The sequence below is a fragment of the Bacillus sp. SORGH_AS_0510 genome (genome assembly GCF_030818775.1).
Classification (GTDB): domain Bacteria; phylum Bacillota; class Bacilli; order Bacillales; family Cytobacillaceae; genus Neobacillus.
In genome coordinates this window covers 3,504,796-3,528,842 of record NZ_JAUTAU010000001.1, presented here as the reverse complement: position 1 = coordinate 3,528,842, position 24,047 = coordinate 3,504,796, and the positions used below count along the sequence as shown (strand labels likewise).

The 24,047-nt window shown below is 39.8% G+C and carries 24 protein-coding genes; all 24 read left to right on the top strand.

From position 1 onward, the window contains the following. Positions 1-6 precede the first annotated feature (6 nt). Positions 7-903, top strand: a complete 897-nt coding sequence (sdaAA, locus tag QE429_RS17995) for an L-serine ammonia-lyase, iron-sulfur-dependent, subunit alpha (RefSeq protein WP_307288945.1) — start codon at positions 7-9, stop codon at positions 901-903. Then, positions 809-2,935 (top strand): ATP-dependent DNA helicase RecG, encoded by a 2,127-nt coding sequence (gene recG / locus QE429_RS17990; RefSeq protein WP_307290877.1) that lies wholly within the window; start codon positions 809-811, stop codon positions 2,933-2,935. The genes sdaAA and recG overlap by 95 nt, the downstream gene beginning before the upstream one ends. Positions 2,936-3,054: 119 nt before the next feature. Continuing rightward, positions 3,055-3,621, top strand: a complete 567-nt coding sequence (gene fapR, locus QE429_RS17985; RefSeq protein ID WP_307288943.1) for a transcription factor FapR — start codon at positions 3,055-3,057, stop codon at positions 3,619-3,621. Positions 3,622-3,633: 12 nt separating this feature from the next. Beyond that, positions 3,634-4,638: a phosphate acyltransferase PlsX gene (gene plsX, locus QE429_RS17980; protein WP_307288941.1), complete on the top strand. Its 1,005-nt coding sequence runs from the start codon at positions 3,634-3,636 to the stop codon at positions 4,636-4,638. Between the two features lie 13 nt (positions 4,639-4,651). After that, positions 4,652-5,599 carry an ACP S-malonyltransferase gene (fabD, locus tag QE429_RS17975; RefSeq protein WP_307288939.1) on the top strand — a complete coding sequence of 316 codons (948 nt, stop codon included), beginning with the start codon at positions 4,652-4,654 and terminating at the stop codon, positions 5,597-5,599. Next, positions 5,596-6,339 (top strand): 3-oxoacyl-[acyl-carrier-protein] reductase, encoded by a 744-nt coding sequence (fabG, locus tag QE429_RS17970; RefSeq protein WP_307288937.1) that lies wholly within the window; start codon positions 5,596-5,598, stop codon positions 6,337-6,339. Before fabD ends, fabG begins: the two co-directional genes overlap by 4 nt. Before the next feature lie 104 nt (positions 6,340-6,443). Next, on the top strand, positions 6,444-6,677 hold the full coding sequence (acpP, locus tag QE429_RS17965; RefSeq protein WP_098528750.1) for an acyl carrier protein: 234 nt from the start codon (positions 6,444-6,446) through the stop codon (positions 6,675-6,677). Between the two features lie 167 nt (positions 6,678-6,844). Continuing rightward, positions 6,845-7,585 (top strand): ribonuclease III, encoded by a 741-nt coding sequence (gene rnc / locus QE429_RS17960; RefSeq protein WP_307288934.1) that lies wholly within the window; start codon positions 6,845-6,847, stop codon positions 7,583-7,585. 54 nt (positions 7,586-7,639) lie between these two features. Further along, complete coding sequence (gene smc, locus QE429_RS17955) at positions 7,640-11,206, top strand: chromosome segregation protein SMC (RefSeq protein WP_307288932.1); 3,567 nt, start codon at positions 7,640-7,642, stop codon at positions 11,204-11,206. A gap of 18 nt (positions 11,207-11,224) precedes the next feature. Then, positions 11,225-12,211, top strand: coding sequence for a signal recognition particle-docking protein FtsY (gene ftsY, locus QE429_RS17950; RefSeq protein ID WP_307288930.1), 987 nt, complete (start codon positions 11,225-11,227; stop codon positions 12,209-12,211). A 94-nt stretch (positions 12,212-12,305) separates the two neighbouring features. Then, positions 12,306-12,638 carry a putative DNA-binding protein gene (locus QE429_RS17945; RefSeq protein WP_307288928.1) on the top strand — a complete coding sequence of 111 codons (333 nt, stop codon included), beginning with the start codon at positions 12,306-12,308 and terminating at the stop codon, positions 12,636-12,638. 12 nt (positions 12,639-12,650) lie between these two features. Next, positions 12,651-14,003, top strand: a complete 1,353-nt coding sequence (ffh, locus tag QE429_RS17940) for a signal recognition particle protein (RefSeq protein ID WP_307288927.1) — start codon at positions 12,651-12,653, stop codon at positions 14,001-14,003. Between the two features lie 257 nt (positions 14,004-14,260). Then, the gene (rpsP, locus tag QE429_RS17935) at positions 14,261-14,533 is read left to right on the top strand and encodes a 30S ribosomal protein S16 (protein ID WP_307288925.1); all 273 of its coding nucleotides are present in this window, start codon (positions 14,261-14,263) and stop codon (positions 14,531-14,533) included. A gap of 13 nt (positions 14,534-14,546) precedes the next feature. Beyond that, complete coding sequence (locus QE429_RS17930) at positions 14,547-14,777, top strand: KH domain-containing protein (RefSeq protein WP_307288924.1); 231 nt, start codon at positions 14,547-14,549, stop codon at positions 14,775-14,777. 236 nt (positions 14,778-15,013) lie between these two features. Next, positions 15,014-15,400 (top strand): YlqD family protein, encoded by a 387-nt coding sequence (locus tag QE429_RS17925; RefSeq protein ID WP_307288922.1) that lies wholly within the window; start codon positions 15,014-15,016, stop codon positions 15,398-15,400. Positions 15,401-15,412: 12 nt separating this feature from the next. Beyond that, positions 15,413-15,931 (top strand): ribosome maturation factor RimM, encoded by a 519-nt coding sequence (rimM, locus tag QE429_RS17920; RefSeq protein WP_307288920.1) that lies wholly within the window; start codon positions 15,413-15,415, stop codon positions 15,929-15,931. Then, positions 15,928-16,671 (top strand): tRNA (guanosine(37)-N1)-methyltransferase TrmD, encoded by a 744-nt coding sequence (trmD, locus tag QE429_RS17915; RefSeq protein ID WP_307288919.1) that lies wholly within the window; start codon positions 15,928-15,930, stop codon positions 16,669-16,671. Before rimM ends, trmD begins: the two co-directional genes overlap by 4 nt. A gap of 145 nt (positions 16,672-16,816) precedes the next feature. After that, the gene (rplS, locus tag QE429_RS17910) at positions 16,817-17,161 is read left to right on the top strand and encodes a 50S ribosomal protein L19 (protein WP_307288917.1); all 345 of its coding nucleotides are present in this window, start codon (positions 16,817-16,819) and stop codon (positions 17,159-17,161) included. Between the two features lie 219 nt (positions 17,162-17,380). Beyond that, on the top strand, positions 17,381-17,941 hold the full coding sequence (gene lepB / locus QE429_RS17905; protein ID WP_307288915.1) for a signal peptidase I: 561 nt from the start codon (positions 17,381-17,383) through the stop codon (positions 17,939-17,941). Between the two features lie 23 nt (positions 17,942-17,964). Continuing rightward, a complete protein-coding gene (ylqF, locus tag QE429_RS17900) occupies positions 17,965-18,840 on the top strand; it encodes a ribosome biogenesis GTPase YlqF (RefSeq protein ID WP_307288914.1) in 876 nt (291 codons plus the stop codon). A gap of 137 nt (positions 18,841-18,977) precedes the next feature. Then, on the top strand, positions 18,978-19,757 hold the full coding sequence (locus QE429_RS17895) for a ribonuclease HII (RefSeq protein ID WP_307288912.1): 780 nt from the start codon (positions 18,978-18,980) through the stop codon (positions 19,755-19,757). Between the two features lie 1,218 nt (positions 19,758-20,975). Next, the gene (gene sucC / locus QE429_RS17890) at positions 20,976-22,136 is read left to right on the top strand and encodes an ADP-forming succinate--CoA ligase subunit beta (protein WP_307288910.1); all 1,161 of its coding nucleotides are present in this window, start codon (positions 20,976-20,978) and stop codon (positions 22,134-22,136) included. A 23-nt stretch (positions 22,137-22,159) separates the two neighbouring features. Next, positions 22,160-23,062, top strand: a complete 903-nt coding sequence (gene sucD / locus QE429_RS17885) for a succinate--CoA ligase subunit alpha (RefSeq protein WP_307288908.1) — start codon at positions 22,160-22,162, stop codon at positions 23,060-23,062. A gap of 90 nt (positions 23,063-23,152) precedes the next feature. Beyond that, the gene (gene dprA, locus QE429_RS17880) at positions 23,153-24,040 is read left to right on the top strand and encodes a DNA-processing protein DprA (protein ID WP_307288906.1); all 888 of its coding nucleotides are present in this window, start codon (positions 23,153-23,155) and stop codon (positions 24,038-24,040) included. The last annotated feature ends 7 nt before the right edge of the window (positions 24,041-24,047 follow it).

Below are 24,047 nucleotides of genomic sequence, written 5' to 3'. Positions count from 1 at the left end.
AAATATGTGTTTCGTAATGTTGCAGAACTAGTTGAACTGGCAACTAGCCAAAATAAAAAAATCTCTGAGATTATGATTGAGCAAGAAGTTTCCGTTACAGGCCGTAGCAGAGAAGAAGTCCTTGCTTTTATGGACCGAAACCTACGAGTAATGGAAGAGGCAGTTGAAAGAGGGATAAAAGGCGTCACATCTCACTCTGGATTAACAGGGGGCGATGCGGTCCTTTTACAAAAGTATATTGAAAAGGGAAATTTCCTTTCAGGGGAAACAATTCTTGATGCAGTTAGTAAAGCGGTAGCAACGAATGAAGTAAATGCTGCCATGGGGACTATTTGTGCTACACCGACGGCAGGGTCTGCTGGAGTAGTTCCTGGTACCTTATTCGCTGTACAGAAAAAACTAAAGCCAACTCGTGAACAAATGGTTTCCTTTTTATTTACGGCTGGAGCTTTTGGGTTTGTAGTTGCAAATAATGCCTCCATTTCTGGTGCGGCAGGAGGCTGTCAGGCGGAAGTTGGCTCAGCTGCTGGAATGGCTGCGGCTGCCATTGTCGAAATGGCGGGAGGCACCCCGCAGCAATGTGCAGAAGCAATGGCTATCACGCTTAAAAATATGCTTGGATTAGTTTGTGATCCTGTTGCAGGGCTTGTGGAAGTTCCATGTGTGAAGCGAAATGCAATGGGTGCGGCTAATGCGATGGTTGCAGCCGATATGGCGTTAGCGGGCGTTACAAGTCGTATTCCATGTGATGAGGTTATTGAAGCGATGTATAAAATTGGTCAGTCGATGCCTACAGGACTTAAAGAAACTGCGCAGGGAGGGTTGGCGGCTACACCGACAGGTCGAAGACTCGAAGCGAAGATTTTCGGTATACCGCTCAATGATAGTGAATCCAAATCTTAACCAATCAATAACAGTCTTAAAGGGTATTGGTGAAGAAACTGCTGAGATATTCTCTGAAATGAAGATCCTTACGATCCAAGATTTACTGGAGAATTTTCCATATCGTTATGAAGATTATTCATTAAAAGAGCTGACGGAAGTACAGCATGATGAGAAAGTGACAGTCGAAGGGAAGGTTCATAGCGAGCCTTCTCTTGTCTATTATGGCAGGAAGAAATCCAAACTAACCATTCGCCTTTTTGTTGGCTCTTACTTAATTAAAGTAGTTTTTTTTAATCAGCCCTATTTAAAAAATAAAATTATAATGAATGAAACCATTACTGTCACGGGAAAATGGGATGCACATCGGCAAACGATTACAGCAAATGAGATGCAACCAGGTCCGTATGCAAAAACGAAAGATTTTGAACCTGTTTATTCATTAAGGGGCAAATTAACGGCAAAAGGAATGCGGAAATTTATTCAGCTTGCATTCCAGCAATATGGAGGAGACGTTGAAGAAACTCTGCCTGCTGATTTCTTGAAAAGGTACCGTCTTATGGGTAGGCTGGAAGCATTGAAAGTCATGCATTTTCCTAATAGTCCTGAAGACGTAAAGCAAGCCAGACGCCGTTTTGTGTATGAAGAATTCCTATTATTTCAATTAAAAATGCAGGCGCTGAGGAAATTTGAGAGGGAACATTCTCCAGGGGTCCAACAGGACTTTGATTTAGCTAAAGTGAACCATTTTATCGAAAGTCTCCCTTTTCCTTTAACAAATGCGCAAAAACGGGTGGTAAATGAGGTGCTATCCGAATTAAAGTCTTCCCTGCGTATGAACCGTCTATTACAGGGAGATGTTGGCTCGGGAAAAACAGTGGTCGCCGCCATTGGGTTATATGCAAGTGTAACTGCTGGTTATCAGGGAGCGCTTATGGTACCAACCGAAATCTTAGCAGAACAGCATGCTGAATCATTAAAAAAGCTGCTAGAACCGTTTAACGTGAGATGTGAGCTTTTAACAAGCTCGATTAAAGGAAAACGCAGGAGGGAAATCCTTCAAGAATTAGCTGAAGGAAAAGTAGATATATTAATTGGTACACACGCGTTGATCCAAGATGAGGTTATTTTTCGAAAACTAGGTTTTGTTATTACTGATGAACAGCATCGATTTGGCGTGGAGCAGCGGAGGGTCTTAAGGGAAAAAGGGGAAAATCCAGATGTACTCTTTATGACCGCAACACCAATCCCTAGAACATTGGCAATCACGGTGTTTGGAGAAATGGATGTGTCTATCATCGATGAAATGCCAGCAGGGAGAAAGGCGATTGAAACCTATTGGGCAAAACCTGAAATGTTAGAGCGTGTTCTCGCTTTTGTTGAGAAGGAATTGAGGAAGGGCCATCAAGCCTATGTTATCTGTCCATTAATTGAGGAATCGGAGAAACTTGATGTTCAAAATGCGATTGATGTGCACACCACTTTACAGCACTATTTTCAGGATCGCTTTAAAGTCGGACTCATGCATGGCCGCTTGAATTCAGAAGAAAAGGATGCAGTCATGAAGGCTTTTAGCATGAATGAAGTACAGGTTCTTGTTTCAACTACTGTAGTTGAAGTAGGTGTAAATGTTCCGAATGCAACGATGATGGTCATTTATGATGCTGAAAGATTTGGATTGTCGCAGCTTCATCAGCTTCGTGGGCGTGTGGGGCGTGGTAGTGAACAATCATACTGTATCTTACTTGCAAATCCTAAGTCGGAAGTTGGTCAAGAGAGAATGAGAATCATGACTGAAACGACTGATGGATTTGTCCTTAGTGAAAAGGACCTCGAGTTAAGAGGACCGGGTGACTTCTTTGGTCGAAAACAAAGCGGTGTGCCTGAATTTAAAGTAGCCGATATGGTACATGATTACAGAGCCCTTGAAACAGCCAGGAGTGATGCTGCTACGCTAATTCAGTCGGATGCATTTTGGACAGCTACAGATTATAAATATTTGAGAGAAAAGCTGGATGAATCAGGAGTTTTAGAAGGAGAAAAGCTAGATTAAGGCTTTGTACTAACTTGAAAGCAGATGAGTAGGATGAAATTTAATCTTGCAATCTGCTTTTTCAAATTTTATACTACTATTAGTACCTAGTCATAAGATCTCGGACGGTGTGAAAAATAATGAGAAGAAGTAAAAAAGAACGGCAACATTTGTTGACTACTACAATTAAAGATAATCCATTTATTACAGATGAAGAATTAGCAGAAAAATTTCATGTGAGTGTACAAACTATCCGTTTAGATCGTCTTGAATTATCAATTCCAGAACTACGTGAGCGGATTAAAACGGTTGCTGAAAAACGGTTTGAAGATGAAGTCCGCTCATTACCACTTGAAGAAGTTATTGGGGAAATTATTGACATAGAATTAGACCAAAATGCCATTTCTATCTTTGACGTAAAAGAAGAGCATGTCTTCAAGCGAAATAATATTGCGCGTGGACATCATGTTTTTGCACAGGCCAATTCTCTTGCGGTTGCAGTAATCAATGATGAATTAGCGTTAACGGCAAAAGCAAATATTCAATTTAAGCGTTCGGTAAAATTAAATGAACGAGTAATAGCGAAAGCAAAAGTGACAAAAATAGATGAGAAGGTTGACAGAACTTTTGTTGAAGTAACTAGTTTTGTGAATAATGAGCTCGTATTTACCGGAGAATTTGAAATGTACCGTTCGAAAAATGGTTAAAGGATGAGAAAAATGAAATTAGCAATTGATGCTATGGGTGGCGACAATGCCCCAAAAGAGATTGTTTTAGGTGCAATGAAAGCTGTTGAAGCATTTTCTGATATACATATTACCTTGGTAGGTGATGAAAATAAAATCAAGGAAACCTTAACAGCGCACGAACGAATCTCTATTTTACATACAACTGAAGTAATTCTTGGAACAGATGAACCTGTTAGAGCGGTTCGTCGTAAAAAGAATGCTTCTATGGTTTTAGCAGCCCAGCAGGTAGCAGACGGTGAAGCAGATGCTTGCATTTCTGCGGGCAATACGGGAGCACTTATGGCTGCGGGACTTTTCGTGGTGGGAAGAATAGATGGTATTGACCGCCCGGCATTAGCACCAACCTTGCCGACGATTGGCGGGGAAGGCTTCCTTCTCTTAGATGTAGGGGCAAATGCAGATGCAAAGCCTGAACATTTATTGCAAAATGCCATCATGGGTTCTATCTATAGCCAAAAGGTAAGGGGCATTGAAAAGCCTAGAGTAGGACTCTTAAATATTGGAACAGAAGAAAAGAAAGGCAACGAATTGACAAGGCAGGCTTTTGAGCTTTTAAAGAATGCTGATGTAAATTTTGTAGGCAACGTAGAGGCAAGGGATTTACTTGAAGGTGTTGCAGATGTCGTCGTGACCGATGGGTTTACGGGCAATATGGTATTAAAAACGATTGAAGGCACCGCAATGTCAATGTTTAAGATGTTGAAATCTGCCCTGATGAGCAGCTTTACAAGTAAATTGGCAGCTGCGGTTTTAAAGCCGAACCTAATGACGTTAAAAAGTACATTAGATTATTCTGAGTATGGCGGTGCTGGATTGTTTGGATTAAAAGCACCTGTAATAAAGGCACACGGCTCTTCAAATGGTCAATCGATCTTTAGTGCAATTAGGCAGACTAGGGAAATGGTAAGTAATGATGTCGTCGGCTTAATTAAGCAAACAGTAGAAGAAACAAATCCGTCAAAAGTTGAAATGTAAAAGGAGTGTTCACATGAGTAAGGTAGCATTTGTGTTTCCTGGGCAAGGTTCACAGACAGTTGGAATGGGGAAAGAACTAGCAAATCAACACTCCGAAGTAATGGCATACTTTGAAAAAGCAGATGAGACTTTAAATACCAATCTAAGCCAGCTTATTTTTGAAGGACCTAAAGAAGACTTAACCAAAACGTTTAATACACAGCCGGCACTATTAACAACCAGTATTGCAATTTTAGACTTCTTTAGAAAGTCAGGTATTAAAGCTGACTACGTTGCTGGACATAGCTTAGGTGAATATACAGCATTAGTTGCTGCAGGAGTATTAAGCTTTGAAGAGGGAGTATATGCTGTTAGAAAACGTGGTGAGTTTATGGAACATGCTGTGCCAAATGGAGAAGGTTCCATGGCCGCAGTTCTTGGTCTTGATCGCGACCCACTTTCAGCTGTAACAACTGAAGTAAGTAACGAAGGGTTCCCTGTTTCTTTAGCTAATTTAAACTGCCCAGGGCAAATTGTCATCTCGGGTTCTCGAGAAGGGGTAGAACGTGCAGGTGTGAAAGCAAAGGAAGCGGGAGCAAAGAGAGTGTTACCGTTAGAAGTAAGCGGCCCTTTTCATTCTTCATTAATGAGACCAGCAGCAGAACAGCTTCGCGAAGTCTTAGATGGTATGAAAATGAAGGATGCTGAAATCCCAGTAGTAATTAATGTGTCCGCGGAACCAGTTAGTGATGCGTTGGTAATCAAGGATAAGTTAATTGAGCAACTATATTCCCCGGTACAGTGGGAAGATTCAGTTAAGAAGATGATTGACCTTGGAGTAGATACATTTATTGAGATTGGTCCTGGCAAAGTTCTTTCAGGATTAATCAAGAAAATTGATAAAACAGTTAAAACGTACGCAATTTCCGATGAAGAAAGTGTATTGGCAGTTTTGGATGCATTAAAGGAGGATAAGCTATGAACTTAGCAGAAAAGACAGCGCTTGTTACCGGCGCATCAAGAGGAATTGGCAGGGAAATTGCTCTTGAGCTGGCAAGACAAGGAGCAAATGTGGCAGTGAATTTTTCTGGAAGCGAAGCAAAAGCAAATGAAGTAGTCGATGAAATTAAAGCACTCGGCAGAGATGCTGTGGCTATTAAATGTGATGTTTCGAATACAGAAGAAGTGACCGAAATGGTTAAAGCGACGATTGACCGCTTTGGTAAACTAGACATCCTCATTAATAATGCAGGTATCACAAGGGACAACCTGTTAATGCGAATGAAAGAAGAAGAATGGGATGATGTTATTAACACAAACCTTAAAGGTGTGTTCCTTTGTACAAAAGCAGTAACAAGACAAATGATGAAACAACGGGTTGGCCGAATCATTAATATTGCTTCCGTTGTTGGTGTTAGTGGAAATCCGGGGCAAGCTAACTATGTAGCTGCAAAAGCAGGTGTTATCGGATTAACAAAAACAACGGCTAAGGAATTAGCTTCACGTAATATTACAGTGAATGCAGTTGCTCCAGGGTTTATTACTACGGATATGACGGATAAATTGTCTGAAGAAGTAAAAGCAGAAATGTTAAAACAGATCCCATTAGCAAGATTAGGAGAAGCTAAAGATATCGCTAAAATTACAGCTTTCATAGCTTCTGACGACTCATCGTATATTACCGGTCAAACCTTCCATGTTAACGGTGGAATGGTAATGTAAATAAATTAGATACTGTTCTTAAATAGTAATCTAATTTTAATAAAAAACTACATTTATTATTTTATTGAAATACTCTATAATAGCTTGAGGGGAGGTGAACGAGCATGGCAGAGGTATTAGAACGTGTAACAAAAATCATCGTTGACCGCTTAGGTGTTGATGAGTCTCAAGTAAAACTTGAAGCTTCATTTAAAGATGATCTTGGCGCTGATTCCCTTGACGTAGTTGAACTAGTAATGGAATTGGAAGATGAGTTCGATATGGAAATTTCTGACGATGATGCTGAAAAAATCAGCACTGTTGGTGATGCTGTTAATTACATAAATAGCAGTAAGTAATCTCGTTAGATTTTATTCACAAAGCTCCGTTTTCAAACGGAGCTTTATTCTGTATGATAGAACTTGGCAGATAAAAACTATCTGCCAAGTTTCTTTGCGTTTTCAAAGAAACTTTTTTAAACTCATAGTAAGAAGTGTCTGTAAACTAAATGCAAGGTGGAGACTTTATGCGCAAAAATGGTAAAGAAAAAGACTCGAACAATCGCGCAAAGGAAAATCAATTTAAAGATTTTCAAATGACAATCGGAATTTCTATGCAAAGTGAGAAATTATTAAAGCAAGCTTTTACTCATTCATCCTATGTGAATGAGCATCGCAGGAAGCCTTTCGAAGATAATGAAAGACTTGAATTTTTAGGAGATGCAGTATTAGAGCTGACAGTTTCGCAATTTCTTTTTAAAAAATATCCTACTATGACAGAAGGGGAGTTAACGAAGCTTAGAGCTGCAATTGTCTGTGAGCCTTCGTTAGTTTCGTTTGCTAACGAGCTGAAGTTTGGCAACCTCATTTTGTTAGGTAAAGGGGAAGAAATGACTGGCGGACGAGAACGCCCCGCATTATTAGCTGATGTATTTGAAGCGTTCATAGGAGCTCTCTATTTAGATCAAGGAATTGAGAAGGTGATTGTATTCCTTGAAAAGGTTGTTTTTCCTAAAATTAATGCAGGTGCTTTTTCTCATGTGATGGATTTTAAGAGTCAATTACAAGAACTCATTCAAAGGGATGGAACTGGTACATTAGAATACAAGGTGCTATTAGAGAAGGGCCCGGCACATAATAAGGAGTTTGTTTCAAAAGTGTCCTTAAATGGTGAAGAGCTTGGTGTGGGGACTGGAAGATCGAAAAAAGAAGCGGAACAACATGCTGCCCAAATGGCATTGGACGTATTAAAAGCAAAAACAACCTAGAAATAACTTAATGTTTGCAGGAGAAATCCCGGGTTGCATGGGGAGGATATTGAAATGTTTTTAAAACGGTTGGACATCATTGGATTTAAATCTTTCGCTGACCGCATTGGTGTGGATTTTGTTCCTGGAGTGACGGCTGTAGTCGGTCCGAATGGGAGTGGCAAAAGTAATATTACTGATGCGATTCGTTGGGTGTTAGGTGAACAGTCCGCTAAATCCTTACGAGGAAGCAAAATGGAAGATATCATTTTTGCCGGTAGTGACACTAGAAAGGCCCTAAACTTCGCAGAGGTTTCCCTTACATTGGATAATCAGGACCAAGGGATTGGTCTAGATTACAATGAAGTGAGTGTGACAAGACGGGTCTCACGATCAGGGGATAGTGAATTTTTCATTAACAAACAGTCATGCAGGCTAAAGGATATAATTGATTTGTTTATGGACTCTGGCCTGGGTAGAGAAGCTTTTTCAATTATAAGCCAAGGTAAAGTAGAAGAAATTTTGAACAGTAAAGCCGAGGATCGCAGGACCATTTTTGAAGAAGCGGCTGGTGTTTTAAAATATAAGAATCGAAAGAAAAAAGCGGAAGTGAAATTATTTGAAACACAAGATAATTTAAACCGCGTTAATGATATTTTGCACGAACTTGAGAGTCAGGTAGAACCGCTAAAGATTCAAGCATCGATGGCCAAGGATTTTCTTGAGAAGAAAGAAGAACTTGAAAAAATAGAAGTAGCCTTAACGGTTTTTGAAATTGAAGATTTGCACCAGAAATGGGAAAACCTTTCTAAACAGTTAGAAGGTCATCAGCAGGAAGAACTCAAGCTATCAGCCGATTTGCAAGTAAAAGAAGCGAAAATAGTTGAAACGAGAGATCGGATTTCCGCGCTTGATGAATCGATTACAGATCTTCAAAATGTTCTGCTTCATGCTAGTGAAGAACTCGAAAAGCTGGAAGGCCGTAAGGAAGTTCTAAAGGAACGAAAGAAGAATGCTGCACAAAATAAAGAACAACTAAAGACTACCATTTTAGAGCTGACAGATAGAATCAGTCAACTGAAAACCAGCCGGGAAATGCAGGCTGAATCTGTTAAAGTTCTAAGTGAACAGGTGCAATCATTACAAGCAAAGCTAAAGGATAAACAAGCAAAACTTCAGCTCTTCTCTGAAAATATGGAAGAAAAGATTGATAACTTAAAAAGTGAATATATTGACTTGTTAAACCAGCAAGCTGGTGCGAAAAATGAATTGAAATATATTGACCAACAGTTAGAGCAGCAGGAGAGAAAAAGTTCGCGACTGGACACAGAGAATACGAAATACATTCAAGAACGGCAGCTGGCTCAAGCCAAAATGGAGGAAATACAATCTGCGCTAGCAGATATTCAGAAGAAATTAGATGAACAAGTTAACACCTTCCGTGATCAACAGAGAAAGCTTGAAACGGTAAAAAATAATTACGAAAAACAAGAAAAGATGCTTTACCAAGCATATCAGCTACTCCAACAGGCGAAATCAAGAAAAGAAATGCTTGAAGAGATGGAAGAAGATTATTCTGGGTTCTTCCAAGGAGTAAAAGAGGTATTAAAAGCAAGAGACCATAAGTTAAAGGGGATCGAAGGGGCAGTAGCAGAGCTTGTAACCGTTCCAAAAGAATATGAAACAGCATTGGAAACAGCGTTAGGTGGTGCTCTTCAGCATATTGTTGTTGATAACGAGCAAAATGCACGCTCAGCGATACAATATTTAAAACAAAACTCTTTTGGTAGAGCAACCTTTTTACCTCTAAGCGTGATTAAAGGGAGGCCTTTGTCTTCCGCACAGTTAGCTGCAATTCAGAATCATCCTTCCTTAGTCGGACCTGCTGTGAGCCTTGTGAAATTTGAATCAAGGTACTCTGAAGTAATGAGCAACCTACTAGGTAATGTTGTTATCACTAAAGACCTTAAAGGTGCAAACGAGTTGGCTAAGATTCTTCAGTACCGCTGTCGTTTGGTTACTCTTGAAGGGGATATTGTGAATCCTGGTGGTTCCATGACTGGTGGTGCCGTAAAACAAAAGACATCTTCTCTGTTAACCAGAAAAGGTGAACTAGAGGATCTAAAGGCCAAGCTGGTAATTATGGAGGAAAAAACGGCTAATTTAGAAAAAACAGTAAAGGCCTTAAAAGAAGAGGTTCAACTATCAGAGCAAGAGTTAGATGAACTTCGAAAAAATGGCGAAGATTTACGGTTAAACGAACAGGCAGTAAAGGGTGAATTGCGTGAAGCGGAGCTTGGCGTAAAAAATATCAATGAGCGCCTGGCCATATATGACCTTGAAAAAGGTCAGTTTACCGATGAAAAGAACGACTTAATGAATCGAAAAGAAGAACTAAGTAAGGCGTTGGAGCAATATGGAGTAAACGTTGCAGAACTGGATGCTCAAATTGTTAAATTGACAGAACAAAAGACTAGTGATTTAACCTCAAAGGAAACGCTGACAAATGAAATAAATGATTTAAAAGTAGAGTTTGCTTCTAAAAATGAACAATTCACTCATGCTAAAGAACGGCTGACAATGACTACTACCGATCTTGAAGAAACCGAAAAGAAGCTAGCGATTTATAGTGAAGACCTTAGTCTGCTTTCATCAGAAATGACAAATAGCTCCTCAGGTGAGGAACAGCTGGAGGAAGCTGCAAAGAGAAAGCAGCAAGACAAAGAAGCCACTTTACAGTTAATTACTACAAGGAGACAGGAACGATTATCCTTAGTAGATGTGTTAGATGACCTTGAAATAGAAGCAAAAGAGTTGAAGAGACTTCATAAAGGGATGATTGTGGTCTTAAAGGACGAGGAAGTGAAAATCAACCGTCTGGATGTAGACCTCGAAAATCGACTGACACACCTTCGCGAAGAATATTTATTGTCCTATGAAGGAGCAAAGGATCAATACCCGTTAACGATTCCAGTAGAGGATGCAAGGAAAAAGGTTAAGCTAATCAAACTGGCAATTGAAGAGTTAGGTAATGTAAATCTTGGGGCTATTGAAGAATATGAACGTGTCTCTGAACGATATGAATTTCTAAATGAACAAAAGTCCGACCTCCAAGAAGCCAAGGATACCCTTTACCAGGTAATTGAGGAAATGGACATAGAAATGAAGAAACGCTTTGAACAAACATTTAATGGAATCCGTGAGCACTTCGAACCTACTTTCCGTGCTTTATTCGGAGGAGGAAGAGCGGATTTAGTCTTAACTGTACCAGATGATTTATTAAACACAGGGGTAGAAATTGTAGCACAGCCTCCTGGGAAGAAGTTGCAGAATCTTGGACTCCTTTCAGGTGGGGAACGTGCCTTAACTGCGATCGCCTTATTATTTTCTATCCTAAAAGTCAGACCAGTGCCGTTTTGTATTCTCGACGAAGTGGAAGCGGCCCTGGATGAGGCCAACGTCTACCGTTTCAGCCAATACTTAAAACGGTATAGCAAAGAAACGCAATTTATCGTGATTACCCATCGTAAAGGAACCATGGAAGAAGCAGACGTCCTCTACGGGGTAACCATGCAGGAATCAGGCGTATCCAAGTTAGTATCAGTACGACTAGAAGAGACAAAGGAACTAGTTGAAACTTAATATAAAGGAAGTGGTCGAATGAGTTTTTTTAAAAAGCTTAAAGAGAAAATTACGAAATCAACAGATTCCGTTACTGAAAAGTTTAGGGAAGGTTTAACGAAAACAAGGGACAGTTTTTCAGGAAAAGTAAACGACCTTGTTGCAAGATACCGGAAAGTCGATGAAGACTTTTTTGAAGAATTAGAAGAAATCTTAATCCAGGCAGATGTCGGCTTCGATACAGTAATGCAATTAATCGATGAACTGAAGATGGAAGTGAAACGCAGAAATATCCAAGATCCACAGGAGGTTCAAAGTGTTATTTCTGAAAAGCTCGTAGACATTTATAACGGTGCAGAAGAGCAATCTTCTGAATTAAATATCCAAGAAAATGGTCTAACTGTTATTTTGTTTGTCGGGGTCAATGGTGTAGGTAAAACTACAACAATTGGTAAACTTGGCTATAAATTTAAGAGTGAAGGCAAGAAAGTCCTGATGGCTGCAGGTGATACTTTCCGTGCGGGTGCGATTGAGCAGCTTGAGGTATGGGGAGAAAGAGTTGGTGTGGAAGTCATCAAGCAGGCGGAAGGTTCGGATCCGGCAGCGGTTATGTATGATGCTATACAAGCAGCTAAATCGCGCCATGCTGATATTTTACTTTGTGACACAGCAGGCCGTCTGCAGAACAAAGTTAACTTAATGAAAGAGCTAGAAAAGGTGAAGCGTGTGATTGAACGGGAAATCCCTGGTGCTCCACATGAAGTCATCTTGGTACTAGACGCAACTACTGGACAAAATGCTCTCATTCAGGCTAAAACCTTTAAAGAAGCAACAAATGTAAGTGGAATCGTTCTATCTAAGCTAGATGGTACGGCAAAGGGCGGTATTGTTCTTGCTATTCGTAATGAATTGAAAATACCCGTTAAATTCGTCGGCCTTGGTGAAAAAATGGATGACCTACAAGAGTTTGATGCGGAGAAATATGTATATGGACTGTTCGCGGATCAGGTGGAAAAGACCGAATAATGGATGTAAAGGTATTATCTTGACAGAAAGTACCTTACTGTGTAAACTACTTTTGTAAAGGCTTTTCACTTAACATGATATTGGAGGGATTGGCATGCTTGAAAAAACAACACGAATGAATTATCTTTATGATTTTTATCATTCGTTGTTAACACCAAAGCAGCAAAGCTATATGTCTCTCTATTATTTAGATGATTATTCTCTTGGTGAAATTGCCGAAGAGTATGACGTTAGCCGTCAAGCCGTTTATGATAATATTAAACGGACGGAAGCCATGCTCGAGGAATATGAGGAAAAGCTTCTATTATTTCAGAAATTTCAAGAGCGAGCAAGTTTAATCAAACATCTGAAAGAATTGCTTAATGAGGAGAACCCTTCAAAGCAGGCAATGTTAGAAACCGTTGCTGAGCTTGAGAAATTAGATTAGGAGGCGGCATGAATGGCATTTGAAGGATTAGCCGACCGACTGCAGAATACGATCCAAAAAATCCGTGGAAAAGGGAAAGTCACTGAAGCGGATGTAAAAGAAATGATGCGTGAAGTTCGTCTCGCATTATTAGAAGCAGACGTAAACTTTAAGGTCGTTAAAGACTTTGTTAAAAAAGTTAGTGAACGAGCTGTTGGCCAGGAAGTTTTAAAAAGCTTAACTCCCGGGCAGCAGATTATCAAAATCGTTAACGAAGAATTAACAGCCTTAATGGGTGGCGAGCAGAGTAAGATAGCTGCATCCAACCGCCCTCCTACAGTTATTATGATGGTAGGTCTGCAAGGTGCTGGTAAAACAACTACCTCTGGTAAGCTTGCTCTCTTGCTTCGAAAGAAGTATAATCGCAAACCATTGCTAGTAGCAGCCGACATTTACAGGCCTGCGGCGATTAAGCAACTTCAAACTTTAGGAAAACAGTTAGACATGCCTGTATTTTCACTTGGCGATCAAGTGAGTCCTGTCGAAATTGCGAGACAAGCAATTGCGAAGGCCAAAGAAGAACATAATGATTACGTTCTTATCGATACGGCTGGTCGACTCCATGTAGATGAGGCGTTAATGGACGAGCTCAAAGATATAAAAGAGCTTACTAAGCCTGATGAAATTTTCCTAGTAGTTGATGCTATGACAGGTCAAGATGCCGTCAATGTTGCCCAAAGCTTTAATGAACAACTCGGGCTAACCGGGGTAGTTTTAACGAAGCTTGATGGGGATACGAGAGGTGGGGCCGCACTTTCCATACGTGCTGTCACACAAACACCGATCAAATTTGTCGGTCTGGGCGAGAAAATGGATGCATTAGAGCCGTTTCATCCGGAACGGATGGCTTCAAGAATTCTAGGTATGGGCGATGTGTTGACGCTGATTGAGAAAGCTCAAGCGAATGTCGATGAACAAAAAGCTAAAGAGTTAGAACAAAAAATGCGTACAGCTTCGTTTACCCTTGAGGACTTCCTGGATCAGCTTGGTCAGGTTCGCAATCTCGGTCCATTAGATGAATTGCTGAAAATGATGCCGGGTGCTAATAAAATCAAAGGTTTGAATAATATTCAAATCGATGAAAAACAAATTTCCCATGTGGAAGCAATTATCAAATCGATGACTAAAGCTGAAAAGAACAACCCCGAAATACTGAATGCAAACCGCAAACGGAGGATTGCAAAAGGTAGCGGGCGTCCTGTCACAGAAGTGAATCGTTTATTAAAGCAATTTGAAGATATGAAAAAAATGATGAAACAAATGACAGGTATGCAGCAAAAAGCGAAGAAAAAAGGCGGATTTAAATTTCCTTTTAAACCGTTTTAAATTGAAAAGCGGAAGTGCCTTGTTCAGGGGCGACAGGCAAATGTTCTTCGGCATAAAAAGTCGGGTTTTTGACTTTTAATGCCGAAGGTTATTTGACCCGAGCCCCTAGGCACTGGAGCTAGACACTGATCAAATTTCAAAGTTTGATTTATGTAAATTATGGTAATAATTGATGTAAAGAAAAAACACTTTACAAACTATAAAAGTATTGATATTATACTATCTTGTGTGAAACTATTCGGAGGTGCTTATTTAAAATGGCAGTTAAAATTCGTTTAAAGCGTATGGGAGCAAAGAAAACTCCTTTCTATCGTATTGTTGTAGCAGATTCTCGTTCTCCACGTGACGGACGTTACATTGAAGTAGTAGGAACTTACAATCCGGTTGCTCAACCTGCTTCAGTTCAAATCAATGAAGAATTAGCTCTTAAGTGGTTGAAAGACGGTGCGAAACCATCTGATACAGTTCGTAACCTTTTCTCAAACCAAGGCATCATGGAAAAATTCCATAATGCAAAATTAAACAAGTAATCGAAGGTTAATAATGAAACAATTAATCGAATCGATTGTTAAGCCTCTTGTTGATTTTCCTGAAGATGTCCAAGTGGATGTGATGGAAGATGACAATCGCATAACCTATCAGCTAACTGTTAACAAAACTGATATGGGGAAAGTGATTGGAAAACAAGGGCGTGTTGCAAAGGCCATTAGAACTGTTGTTTATGCAGCAGGATCATCACAACAGAAGAAAATTTTTCTAGAAATTGGTGAATAGCTTTTTGCATCTAGATAAAAGGGAGGGATTATTCCTCCCTTTTTTGCTATCCGAAAAGCGGAAGCGCCTCGTTCAGCCCCGACAGGCAAATGTTCTTCGGTGAGAAAAGTCCGCACTTTGACTTTTCTTGCCGAAGGTTATTTGACCCGAGGGGCTAGGCGCTGAAGCTAGACAAATGAAAAGTGGAAGTGCTGTATAAAGGCAGATGACATCGGAAGCTTGAAGGAGGCAATTCTATGCAAATTATTCAAACTGTTGTGGTTAAACAGGTTTTAACGGAAAGTAGCCAGCAACAGCTTTCTGATAAGTATCAGGCAAAGTTGTTGCAGTTGAAAAAGGAATGCGATCAGCTACAGTTCGAACTAAAGCGGCTAGAAAAGACGAAAACTTTTTCTCCGGATGCTCTAAAAAAACATTTTCAAAAAGAGATTCAAATGCGGAAGGAAAAAATGAAGCTTTTTGAGTTCCAAATGGAACAATTACATATCCTACCACTAGGTAGTGAAATAAAAGAAAAGGAAGTTCAGGCTCTCAAGGAAATAAACGTGGGTGATTCTTGGGAAGATAGCAGCGGACAACCTTGTATTATCATAAAAGACGGAATTATAAAGGAAATTAGATAGAAGGTGACATTAATGGAAAAATGGTTTAATGTTGGGAAGATTGTAAATACTCAAGGCATAAAGGGCGAAGTGAGAGTGATTTCGAAAACTGATTTTCCGGAAAAGCGCTATAAGACCGGGAATGTATTATACCTGTTTATGCCAAAATCAAATACTCCTATAGAATTAACGGTTAAGAGCCATCGTAAACATAAAAATTTTGATCTTCTTACATTTGAGGGCTTTTATAATATCAATGAAGTAGAAAAATTCAGAGATGGGATCTTAAAAGTACCTGAATCCCAACTTGAAGCGCTTGAGGAAGACGAATTTTACTACCATGAAATTATTGGCTGCTTAGTTGCAACCACCAAAGGGGAAGAAATTGGAAAAGTAACAGATATTTTATCTCCAGGTGCTAATGATGTTTGGGTTGTAAAAGGAAAAGGTGGAAAAGACGTTCTCATTCCATATATCCATGAAGTTGTGAAGAAAGTAGATGTAAAAGAAAAAGTGATACTAATTGACCCAATGGAAGGGTTACTTTCATGATGCAGATTGATATTCTTACCTTGTTTCCGGAGATGTTTACCGGGGTATTTGGTCAATCGATCTTACAAAAAGCGGTGGAGAAATCGGCTGTTAATTACAATGTCGTCAATTTTCGTGAGTTTGCTGATAATAAGCATTCAAGTGTCGATGATTATCCTTACGGCGGCGGCGCAGGTATGGTATTAAAGCCACAGCCCATCTTTGATGCAGTTTCAACTCTCAAAGAAAAAGCCAGCAGTAAGAATCCACGTGTGGTTCTTCTATGCCCGCAGGGTGAACGCTATAGCCAGCGAAAAGCGGAGGAATTGTCCAATGAAGAACACTTAATCTTTATTTGTGGTCATTACGAAGGCTATGACGAGCGAATACGTGAAAATATTGTAACAGATGAGATTTCAATTGGTGATTACGTCTTGACGGGCGGAGAGCTTGGTGCAATGGTCATTGTTGATAGTGTAGTCCGTTTATTACCGGAAGTGTTAGGGAATCAAGAATCCCATATGAAGGATTCATTCAGTACGGGGCTGCTTGAACACCCACATTATACGAGACCAGCCGATTTTCGTGGTTTAAGGGTGCCTGAGGTATTACTCTCGGGAAATCATAAGTTAATCGAGGAATGGAGAAACAAAGAAGCGTTAAGACGAACCCTTTTAAGAAGACCGGATTTGCTGGAGCAAATAGAGCTCACCCCTGAGCAAGAAAAATGGTTAAAAGAAGTAAAAAAAGAGTACGAGTAGTGTTGCGAGGTTCAAACAATTATGGTATGATACTTCTTGTGACTTAAACTGATACCTATCAGATTGCGGTCTTATAACGATGTTCCGCTGCAGGGTATAAATGAAATTGATGTGCATGAGCGTCTGTTGGAAGGAGTTGAAAACGATGCAAAAATTGATTGAAGAAATTACAAAAGAACAACTTCGCACTGATCTTCCTGCTTTCCGTCCTGGAGACACTGTACGTGTACACGTTAAAGTTGTCGAGGGTACTCGTGAGCGTATTCAGTTGTTTGAAGGTGTTGTAATTAAGCGTCGTGGTGGTGGAATTAGCGAAACTTTTACGGTTCGTAAAGTTTCTTACGGAGTAGGCGTAGAGCGTACTTTCCCAGTACACACACCAAAAATTGCGAAGCTAGAAGTAATTCGTCGCGGTAAAGTTCGCCGTGCTAAGCTTTACTACTTGCGTAACCTTCGTGGTAAAAAAGCAAGAATTAAAGAAATTCGATAATAGTGAAAAGAAAAGAGCTTGCTCTAGGGCAGGCTTTTTTTTTTATACATAACTATTATAAGGATTGTAAATGATAGTTATCGGATTGAATTTGTTGCTGATTTTTTAGACAAAATATTAAAGTTTGGTTAAAAAGAACGTCCCATCGTGTTAAATATGTTTAAGTTATGTAAAATAGGCTTTATAAAACATTTTTTATTAGTGATTGGTGGGGATTTTATGACAAAAAAGAAAAATGAGCTATGGGAATGGACAAAGGCTTTGTTAATCGCTATAGCCTTAGCAGCAGTGATTAGGTATTTCCTTTTTGCTCCAATAGTAGTGGATGGCCTTTCAATGATGCCTACTTTAAAGGATCAAGATCGAATGATTGTAAATAAATTTAGTTATGACATTGGAAAGCCAAAGCGATTTGATATCATTGTGTTTCATGCTCCAGAGAAAAAAGATTACATTAAGCGTGTAATTGGTCTTCCAGGAGATACAATTGAGTATAAGAACGACACTTTATATGTAAATGGAAAAGCGTATAAAGAACCGTATTTAGACGAATATAAGAAACAAGTACAGGATGGTCCATTAACAGACTCGTTCACACTTGAAGAAACTCCAGTTGGTCAAAAAACAGTTCCTAAAGGGGAATTGTTTGTGATGGGAGATAATCGCCGTTTCAGTAAGGACTCAAGGCATATTGGATCAGTTCCAATGAGCAAGGTGATCGGTAAGACAAGCATTGTCTACTGGCCTTTAAATGATGCACATATTGTTACAGTGAAATAGTTATAGTTTGGGAGGTGGCTGCTTTGACGATCCAGTGGTTTCCTGGCCATATGGCCAAGGCTCGCAGAGAGGTCACGGAAAAGTTAAAATTAGTTGACATTATTTTTGAATTGGTTGACGCAAGAATACCATACTCTTCTAGAAACCCGATGATTGACGAAATCATCCAGCATAAGCCGAGACTTGTTTTACTAAATAAAGCAGATATGGCTGATCAAGAAGCGACGAAGGAGTGGATTTCCTTTTTTGCAGAAAAGGGAATTAAAGCACTAGCGATTAATTCTCAAGCTGGAGAAGGTATGAAACAAATTGTTCAAGCGGCAAATGAAATTCTAAAAGAGAAATTTGACCGAATGAAAGCAAAAGGTGTAAGACCTAGAGCAATCCGTGCGATGATCGTCGGTATTCCAAATGCCGGAAAATCTACACTTATTAACCGACTGGCGAAAAAAAATATCGCTAAGACAGGAAATACGCCAGGAGTGACTAAGTCTCAGCAGTGGATAAAAGTAGGTAAAGAATTAGAACTGTTGGATACTCCGGGTATTTTATGGCCGAAATTTGAAGACCAAGAGGTTGGAATGAAGCTGGCCATTACTGGTGCTATTAAGGATACCTTATTAAACCTGCAGGACTTGACGGTTTATACTCTAAGGTTCTTAGAGCGGGCGTATCCTGTGCGCCTACAAGAGCGCTATAAGCTTACGGAAATCCCTGAGGATGTTGTCGCTCTATTTGACCATATCGGAGAGCTGAGAGGCTGTCTAATGGGCGGCGGCATGGTTGATTACGATAAAGTAGCAGAATTAGTGATCAGGGAAATAAGGTCTGAAAAATTTGGACGACTTACCCTTGAACGACCAAAGGACTTCCAACAAGTTGAGGAAAATAACGAATAACAAAGAGGCTCTCCTTATGGGGAGCTTCATTTTTGATAAGACTGTGTAGAAAAACATGTTGATTTCCATACCCTGTTGATTGGAGCGGAAATCAACAGGACAAGTTTCATTGAAAAAAATAAATTCGGGTGAAAATGATGAAAAAACAATCAATTGCTGAGATTGAAGCTCACCTTTCGACAATCGAATCAGAAGACGATCCATTCTTTGTTGAAATTCAAAGGGATGACCGTAAAGGTGTGCAACAATCTTTAAAAAAATGGCGTAGACAGAGAGAACAGGAACAGCTACTCCAAGAAAAATTTATTGAAATGACTCAATTCGAGCGGAAATATCGACGAGAAGGGTTTCAACTAATAGCAGGTATTGATGAGGTCGGTAGAGGACCACTTGCTGGCCCGGTTGTGGCTGCGGCTGTTATTCTACCTGAGAATTTTTTCTTAGCGGGTATAGATGATTCTAAGAAGCTTTCTGAAAAAAAACGTCTAGAATACGCTGAAATAATTAGTCGAGAAGCATTAGCTTACAGCGTGTCAATGATTCATGCAGATGTAATTGATGAAATTAATATTTATGAAGCAACAAAGAAGGCCATGTATGGAGCAGTTGCCTCCTTGGATCAAAAACCAGATTTTCTATTAATTGATGCAATGAAGCTCGATACCCCATATCCTTCTGATTCCATTATTAAAGGGGATGCGAAAAGTATCTCAATTGCAGCTGCATCTATCGTAGCAAAGGTAGCAAGAGATGAGCTAATGAAAGAAATCTCATTGAGTTATCCAGCTTATGGTTTTCAACAAAATATGGGCTATGGGACGAAGGAACACATTCAAGCTATCCAACAATGCGGAATCACTCCCTACCACAGAAAAAGCTTTGCACCCGTAAAGGATTTTGTTGCTCAACTAAACTAAACAGGCGTATGCCTGTTTTTTTATTGGTTATTTGTCAGAAGTCGGGGGAACTTCTGACAGAGTAGGAGAAAAAGTAAGCAACATTGTCAGAAGGCATGGGGAACTTCTGACAGAGTAGGAGAAAAAAGCAGCAACTCTGTCAGAAGACAGGGGAACTTCTGACAGAGTAGGTAAAAAAGGTAGTAACATTGTCAGAAGGTGGGGGAACTTCTGACAGAGTAGGAGAAAAAAGCAGCAACATTGTCAGAAGGCAGGGGAGCTTCTGACAGAGTAGGAGAAAAAGTCAGCAACATTGTCAGAAGGCAGGGGAACTTTTGACAGAGTAGGTAAAAAAGGTAGCAACTCTGTCAGAAGACAGGGGAACTTCTGACAGAGTAGGTAAAAAAGGTAGCAACATTGTCAGAAGGCAGGGGAACTTCTGACAGAGTAGGTAAAAAGAGCAGCAACATTGTCAGAAGACAGGGGAATTTCTGACAGAGTAGGAGAAAAAGTCAGCAACATTGTCAGAAGACAGGGGAACTTCTGACAGAGTAGGTAAAAAAGCAGCAACATTGTCAGAAGGCAGGGGAACTTCTGACAGAGTAGGAGAAAAAGGCAGCAACTCTGTCAGAAGGCAGGGGAACTTCTGACAGAGTAGGAGAAAAAGGCAGCAACTCTGTCAGAAGGCAGGGGAACTTCTGACAGAGTAGGAGAAAAAGGCAGCAACATTGTCAGAAGACAGGGGAGCTTCTGACAGAGTAGGAGAAAAAGTCAGCAACATTGTCAGAAGGCAGGGGAACTTTTGACAGAGTAGGTAAAAAAGGTAGCAACTCTGTCAGAAGACAGGGGAACTTCTGACAGAGTAGGGAAAAAAGGCAGTAACTCTGTCAGAAGACAGGGGAACTTCTGACAGAGTTGGTAAAAAGAGCAGCAACATTGTCAGAAGTCGCAGTAACATTGGACAGAATTGCCAATGATAACCTTAAAATTGCCCGAATCCAGCCTCGATTAGGACACAATTACCCTTTAGAAACAAAGCGGTATTTTATTATATTGAAAAATAAATTTGGAAACATTTTCTATTGAAATTTCTTAATGTTTAATAAAACCAATTATATATTTTTCTGAATTTTTTTAAATGAATATAATTTTTTGCTTAATGGTGGACAAGGTTAGTGTCATTATATAAAATGAAAACGGAGTCAATTTTTAGAAGAGTATGATATAGGAGGATGGGAAATGAATATCCATGAGTATCAAGGGAAAGAGATCCTCAGAAAATACGGGGTAGCGGTTCCAAACGGAAAAGTGGCATTCACTGTAGAAGAAGCAGTTGAAGCGGCAAAAGAACTAGGCACACAGGTTTGTGTTGTAAAGGCGCAAATTCATGCTGGTGGACGGGGAAAAGCCGGCGGTGTTAAAGTTGCTAAAAACCTTGATGAGGTTCGTACATATGCAAGCGAGATCCTCGGGAAAACATTGGTAACACACCAAACAGGTCCAGAGGGTAAGGAAGTAAAACGCCTGTTAATTGAAGAAGGCTGCGATATTAAAAAGGAATACTATGTAGGATTAGTATTAGACCGTGCTACTTCACGTGTAGTATTAATGGCTTCTGAAGAAGGCGGAACAGAGATTGAAGAGGTTGCAGAAAAGACTCCAGAGAAAATTTTCAAAGAAGAAATCGATCCAGTGATTGGCTTACAGCCATTCCAGGCACGCCGAATCGCTTTTAATATTAATATTCCAAAAGAATTAGTTAATCAAGCAGTTAAGTTCATGATGGGCTTATATAGTGCATACATCGAAAAGGACTGCTCTATTGCTGAAATTAACCCGCTTGTAGTTACAGGTGACGGTAAAGTAATGGCATTGGATGCTAAATTAAACTTTGATTCCAATGCATTATACCGACAAAATGATGTTTTAACTTATCGTGATCTTGAAGAAGAAGATCCAAAAGAAATCGAAGCATCTAAATATGACCTTAGCTATATTGCACTAGATGGCAACATCGGCTGTATGGTTAACGGTGCAGGCTTAGCAATGGCGACTATGGATATTGTTAAGCATTACGGTGGCGACCCTGCTAACTTCCTTGATGTTGGGGGCGGTGCTACAGCAGAGAAAGTAACTGAAGCATTTAAAATTATCCTTTCAGATCCAAACGTAAAAGGTATTTTTGTTAATATCTTCGGCGGAATCATGAAATGTGATGTCATTGCTGAAGGTGTAGTAGAAGCAGCTAAGCAAGTTGGTCTAAGTATTCCACTTGTTGTTCGCTTAGAGGGAACGAATGTTGATTTAGGTAAGCAGATTTTAGCTGAGTCAGGTCTAAACATTACTGCTGCTGAATCCATGGCTGACGGTGCACAAAAAATCGTTGAATTGGTGAAATAGGATCTTCAGAAAGGGGAATTAACGTGAGCGTTTTTATTAATAAGGATACGAAGGTAATTGTTCAAGGGATTACTGGTGGAACAGCCCGTTTTCATACAAAACAAATGCTTGAATATGGTACACAAATTGTAGGCGGTACCTCTCCTGGTAAAGGTGGTCAAGAGGTAGAAGGAGTACCAGTATTTAATACTGTGAAAGAAGCAGTAGAAACTACTGGAGCAAATGCTTCTGTTATTTATGTACCAGCACCATTTGCTGCGGATTCTATCATCGAAGCAGTCGATGCTGACTTAGATCTAGTTATCTGTATTACTGAGCATATTCCAGTATTAGATATGGTTAAAGTGAAGCGTTACATGGAAGGCAAAAAGACTCGTTTAGTTGGTCCGAACTGCCCAGGTGTGATCACAGCTGATGAATGTAAGATTGGTATTATGCCTGGATACATTCATACAAAAGGCCATGTTGGAGTTGTTTCTCGCTCTGGAACATTAACTTACGAAGCTGTACACCAATTAACACAAGCTGGGATCGGTCAAACAACAGCTGTAGGTATTGGTGGAGACCCAGTGAATGGAACGAACTTTATCGATGTTTTAAAGGCATTCAATGAAGATCCTGAAACATATGCTGTCATCATGATTGGTGAAATTGGCGGTACTGCAGAAGAAGAGGCTGCTGAATGGGTAAAAGCTAACATGACAAAACCTGTTGTGGGCTTCATCGGCGGACGTACTGCACCTCCTGGAAAGCGCATGGGCCATGCTGGTGCAATCATTTCAGGTGGAAAAGGAACAGCTGACGAAAAAATCCGTGTGATGAACGAGTGTGGAATTAAAGTAGCTGATACTCCATCTGTAATGGGTGAAACATTAATTGAAGTTCTAAAAGAACAAGGATTATACGAAAAGTGTAAAACTCATTAAAAAATATACATCCTAGATATCCAGAAATAGTCTCTCGCTTTAGAGGGGCTATTTCTCTTTTGTTAAAAAAATTCTGGAGGTATGTATTACATGGACGACTTTAAAGAAAAATTAATTCATTTGCTTCACTATCCAAATCTCTCGTGGAACAACATCTTTCAAATTTTAAAAAAAGATCCCACCCTACAAAACCTCTCTCGAATACCTGCTTACCTTACACAGCAAGTTCCCACCATTCCATATATTAGCTGCGAAATCATTACTTCTAATTCAGTTAACCTAACTCCTCCAACCGAAGTCATACATGACCAAATCCGCCAATACAAAACCAATGATATTAACGTAATTACCATTTTTGATGAACAGTACCCACAATATTTAAAGGAAATCTACCAGCCTCCCTGGGCTTTATTTGCAAAGGGGGATCTTTCACTGTTAAACTATGAGCCAAAGCTTGCGGTAGTAGGTTCACGTCAGGCTACTCAATATGGAAGGAATGCAATCAAATCTATATTTCCTCAATTAATTGATAAGGGTGTGCTGATTGTAAGTGGGTTAGCAAAAGGCATTGATGCCTACTCGCATGAATTTGCCATTAAAAATGGAGGGAAAACAATAGCTGTTATCGCAGGTGGAATCTATCATATATATCCAAAAGAAAATATGAGTCTTGCGTTAGAGATGATGAAATCACAATTAATCGTTTCAGAATATCCACCTGACACAAAACCGCTTAGATGGCATTTTCCATTTCGGAATCGAATTATTAGCGGTCTATCTCGCGGTACCTTTATTATAGAAGCAAAACGTAAAAGTGGTTCGTTGATCACTGCGAATTATGCAGTAAATGAAGGTCGGGATGTATTCTCGTTACCTGGCAGTATTTATAATCCATTCTCAGCAGGAGCAAATGAGCTCATTCAACAGGGGGCAAAACTTGTGACAAGTGCGGAGGATATTTTAGAAGAAATTAGATAAAACTCTA

Excerpts from the sequence above, each read along its gene's own strand:
- fapR (WP_307288943.1), top strand. The coding sequence starts at position 3,055 with ATGAGAAGAAGTAAAAAAGAACGGCAACATTTGTTGACTACTACAATT.
- plsX (WP_307288941.1), top strand. The coding sequence starts at position 3,634 with ATGAAATTAGCAATTGATGCTATGGGTGGCGACAATGCCCCAAAAGAG.
- fabD (WP_307288939.1), top strand. The coding sequence starts at position 4,652 with ATGAGTAAGGTAGCATTTGTGTTTCCTGGGCAAGGTTCACAGACAGTT.
- fabG (WP_307288937.1), top strand. The coding sequence starts at position 5,596 with ATGAACTTAGCAGAAAAGACAGCGCTTGTTACCGGCGCATCAAGAGGA.
- acpP (WP_098528750.1), top strand. The coding sequence starts at position 6,444 with ATGGCAGAGGTATTAGAACGTGTAACAAAAATCATCGTTGACCGCTTA.
- rnc (WP_307288934.1), top strand. The coding sequence starts at position 6,845 with ATGCGCAAAAATGGTAAAGAAAAAGACTCGAACAATCGCGCAAAGGAA.
- smc (WP_307288932.1), top strand. The coding sequence starts at position 7,640 with ATGTTTTTAAAACGGTTGGACATCATTGGATTTAAATCTTTCGCTGAC.
- ftsY (WP_307288930.1), top strand. The coding sequence starts at position 11,225 with ATGAGTTTTTTTAAAAAGCTTAAAGAGAAAATTACGAAATCAACAGAT.
- QE429_RS17945 (WP_307288928.1), top strand. The coding sequence starts at position 12,306 with ATGCTTGAAAAAACAACACGAATGAATTATCTTTATGATTTTTATCAT.
- ffh (WP_307288927.1), top strand. The coding sequence starts at position 12,651 with ATGGCATTTGAAGGATTAGCCGACCGACTGCAGAATACGATCCAAAAA.
- rpsP (WP_307288925.1), top strand. The coding sequence starts at position 14,261 with ATGGCAGTTAAAATTCGTTTAAAGCGTATGGGAGCAAAGAAAACTCCT.
- QE429_RS17930 (WP_307288924.1), top strand. The coding sequence starts at position 14,547 with ATGAAACAATTAATCGAATCGATTGTTAAGCCTCTTGTTGATTTTCCT.
- QE429_RS17925 (WP_307288922.1), top strand. The coding sequence starts at position 15,014 with ATGCAAATTATTCAAACTGTTGTGGTTAAACAGGTTTTAACGGAAAGT.
- rimM (WP_307288920.1), top strand. The coding sequence starts at position 15,413 with ATGGAAAAATGGTTTAATGTTGGGAAGATTGTAAATACTCAAGGCATA.
- trmD (WP_307288919.1), top strand. The coding sequence starts at position 15,928 with ATGATGCAGATTGATATTCTTACCTTGTTTCCGGAGATGTTTACCGGG.
- rplS (WP_307288917.1), top strand. The coding sequence starts at position 16,817 with ATGCAAAAATTGATTGAAGAAATTACAAAAGAACAACTTCGCACTGAT.
- lepB (WP_307288915.1), top strand. The coding sequence starts at position 17,381 with ATGACAAAAAAGAAAAATGAGCTATGGGAATGGACAAAGGCTTTGTTA.
- QE429_RS17895 (WP_307288912.1), top strand. The coding sequence starts at position 18,978 with ATGAAAAAACAATCAATTGCTGAGATTGAAGCTCACCTTTCGACAATC.
- sucC (WP_307288910.1), top strand. The coding sequence starts at position 20,976 with ATGAATATCCATGAGTATCAAGGGAAAGAGATCCTCAGAAAATACGGG.
- dprA (WP_307288906.1), top strand. The coding sequence starts at position 23,153 with ATGGACGACTTTAAAGAAAAATTAATTCATTTGCTTCACTATCCAAAT.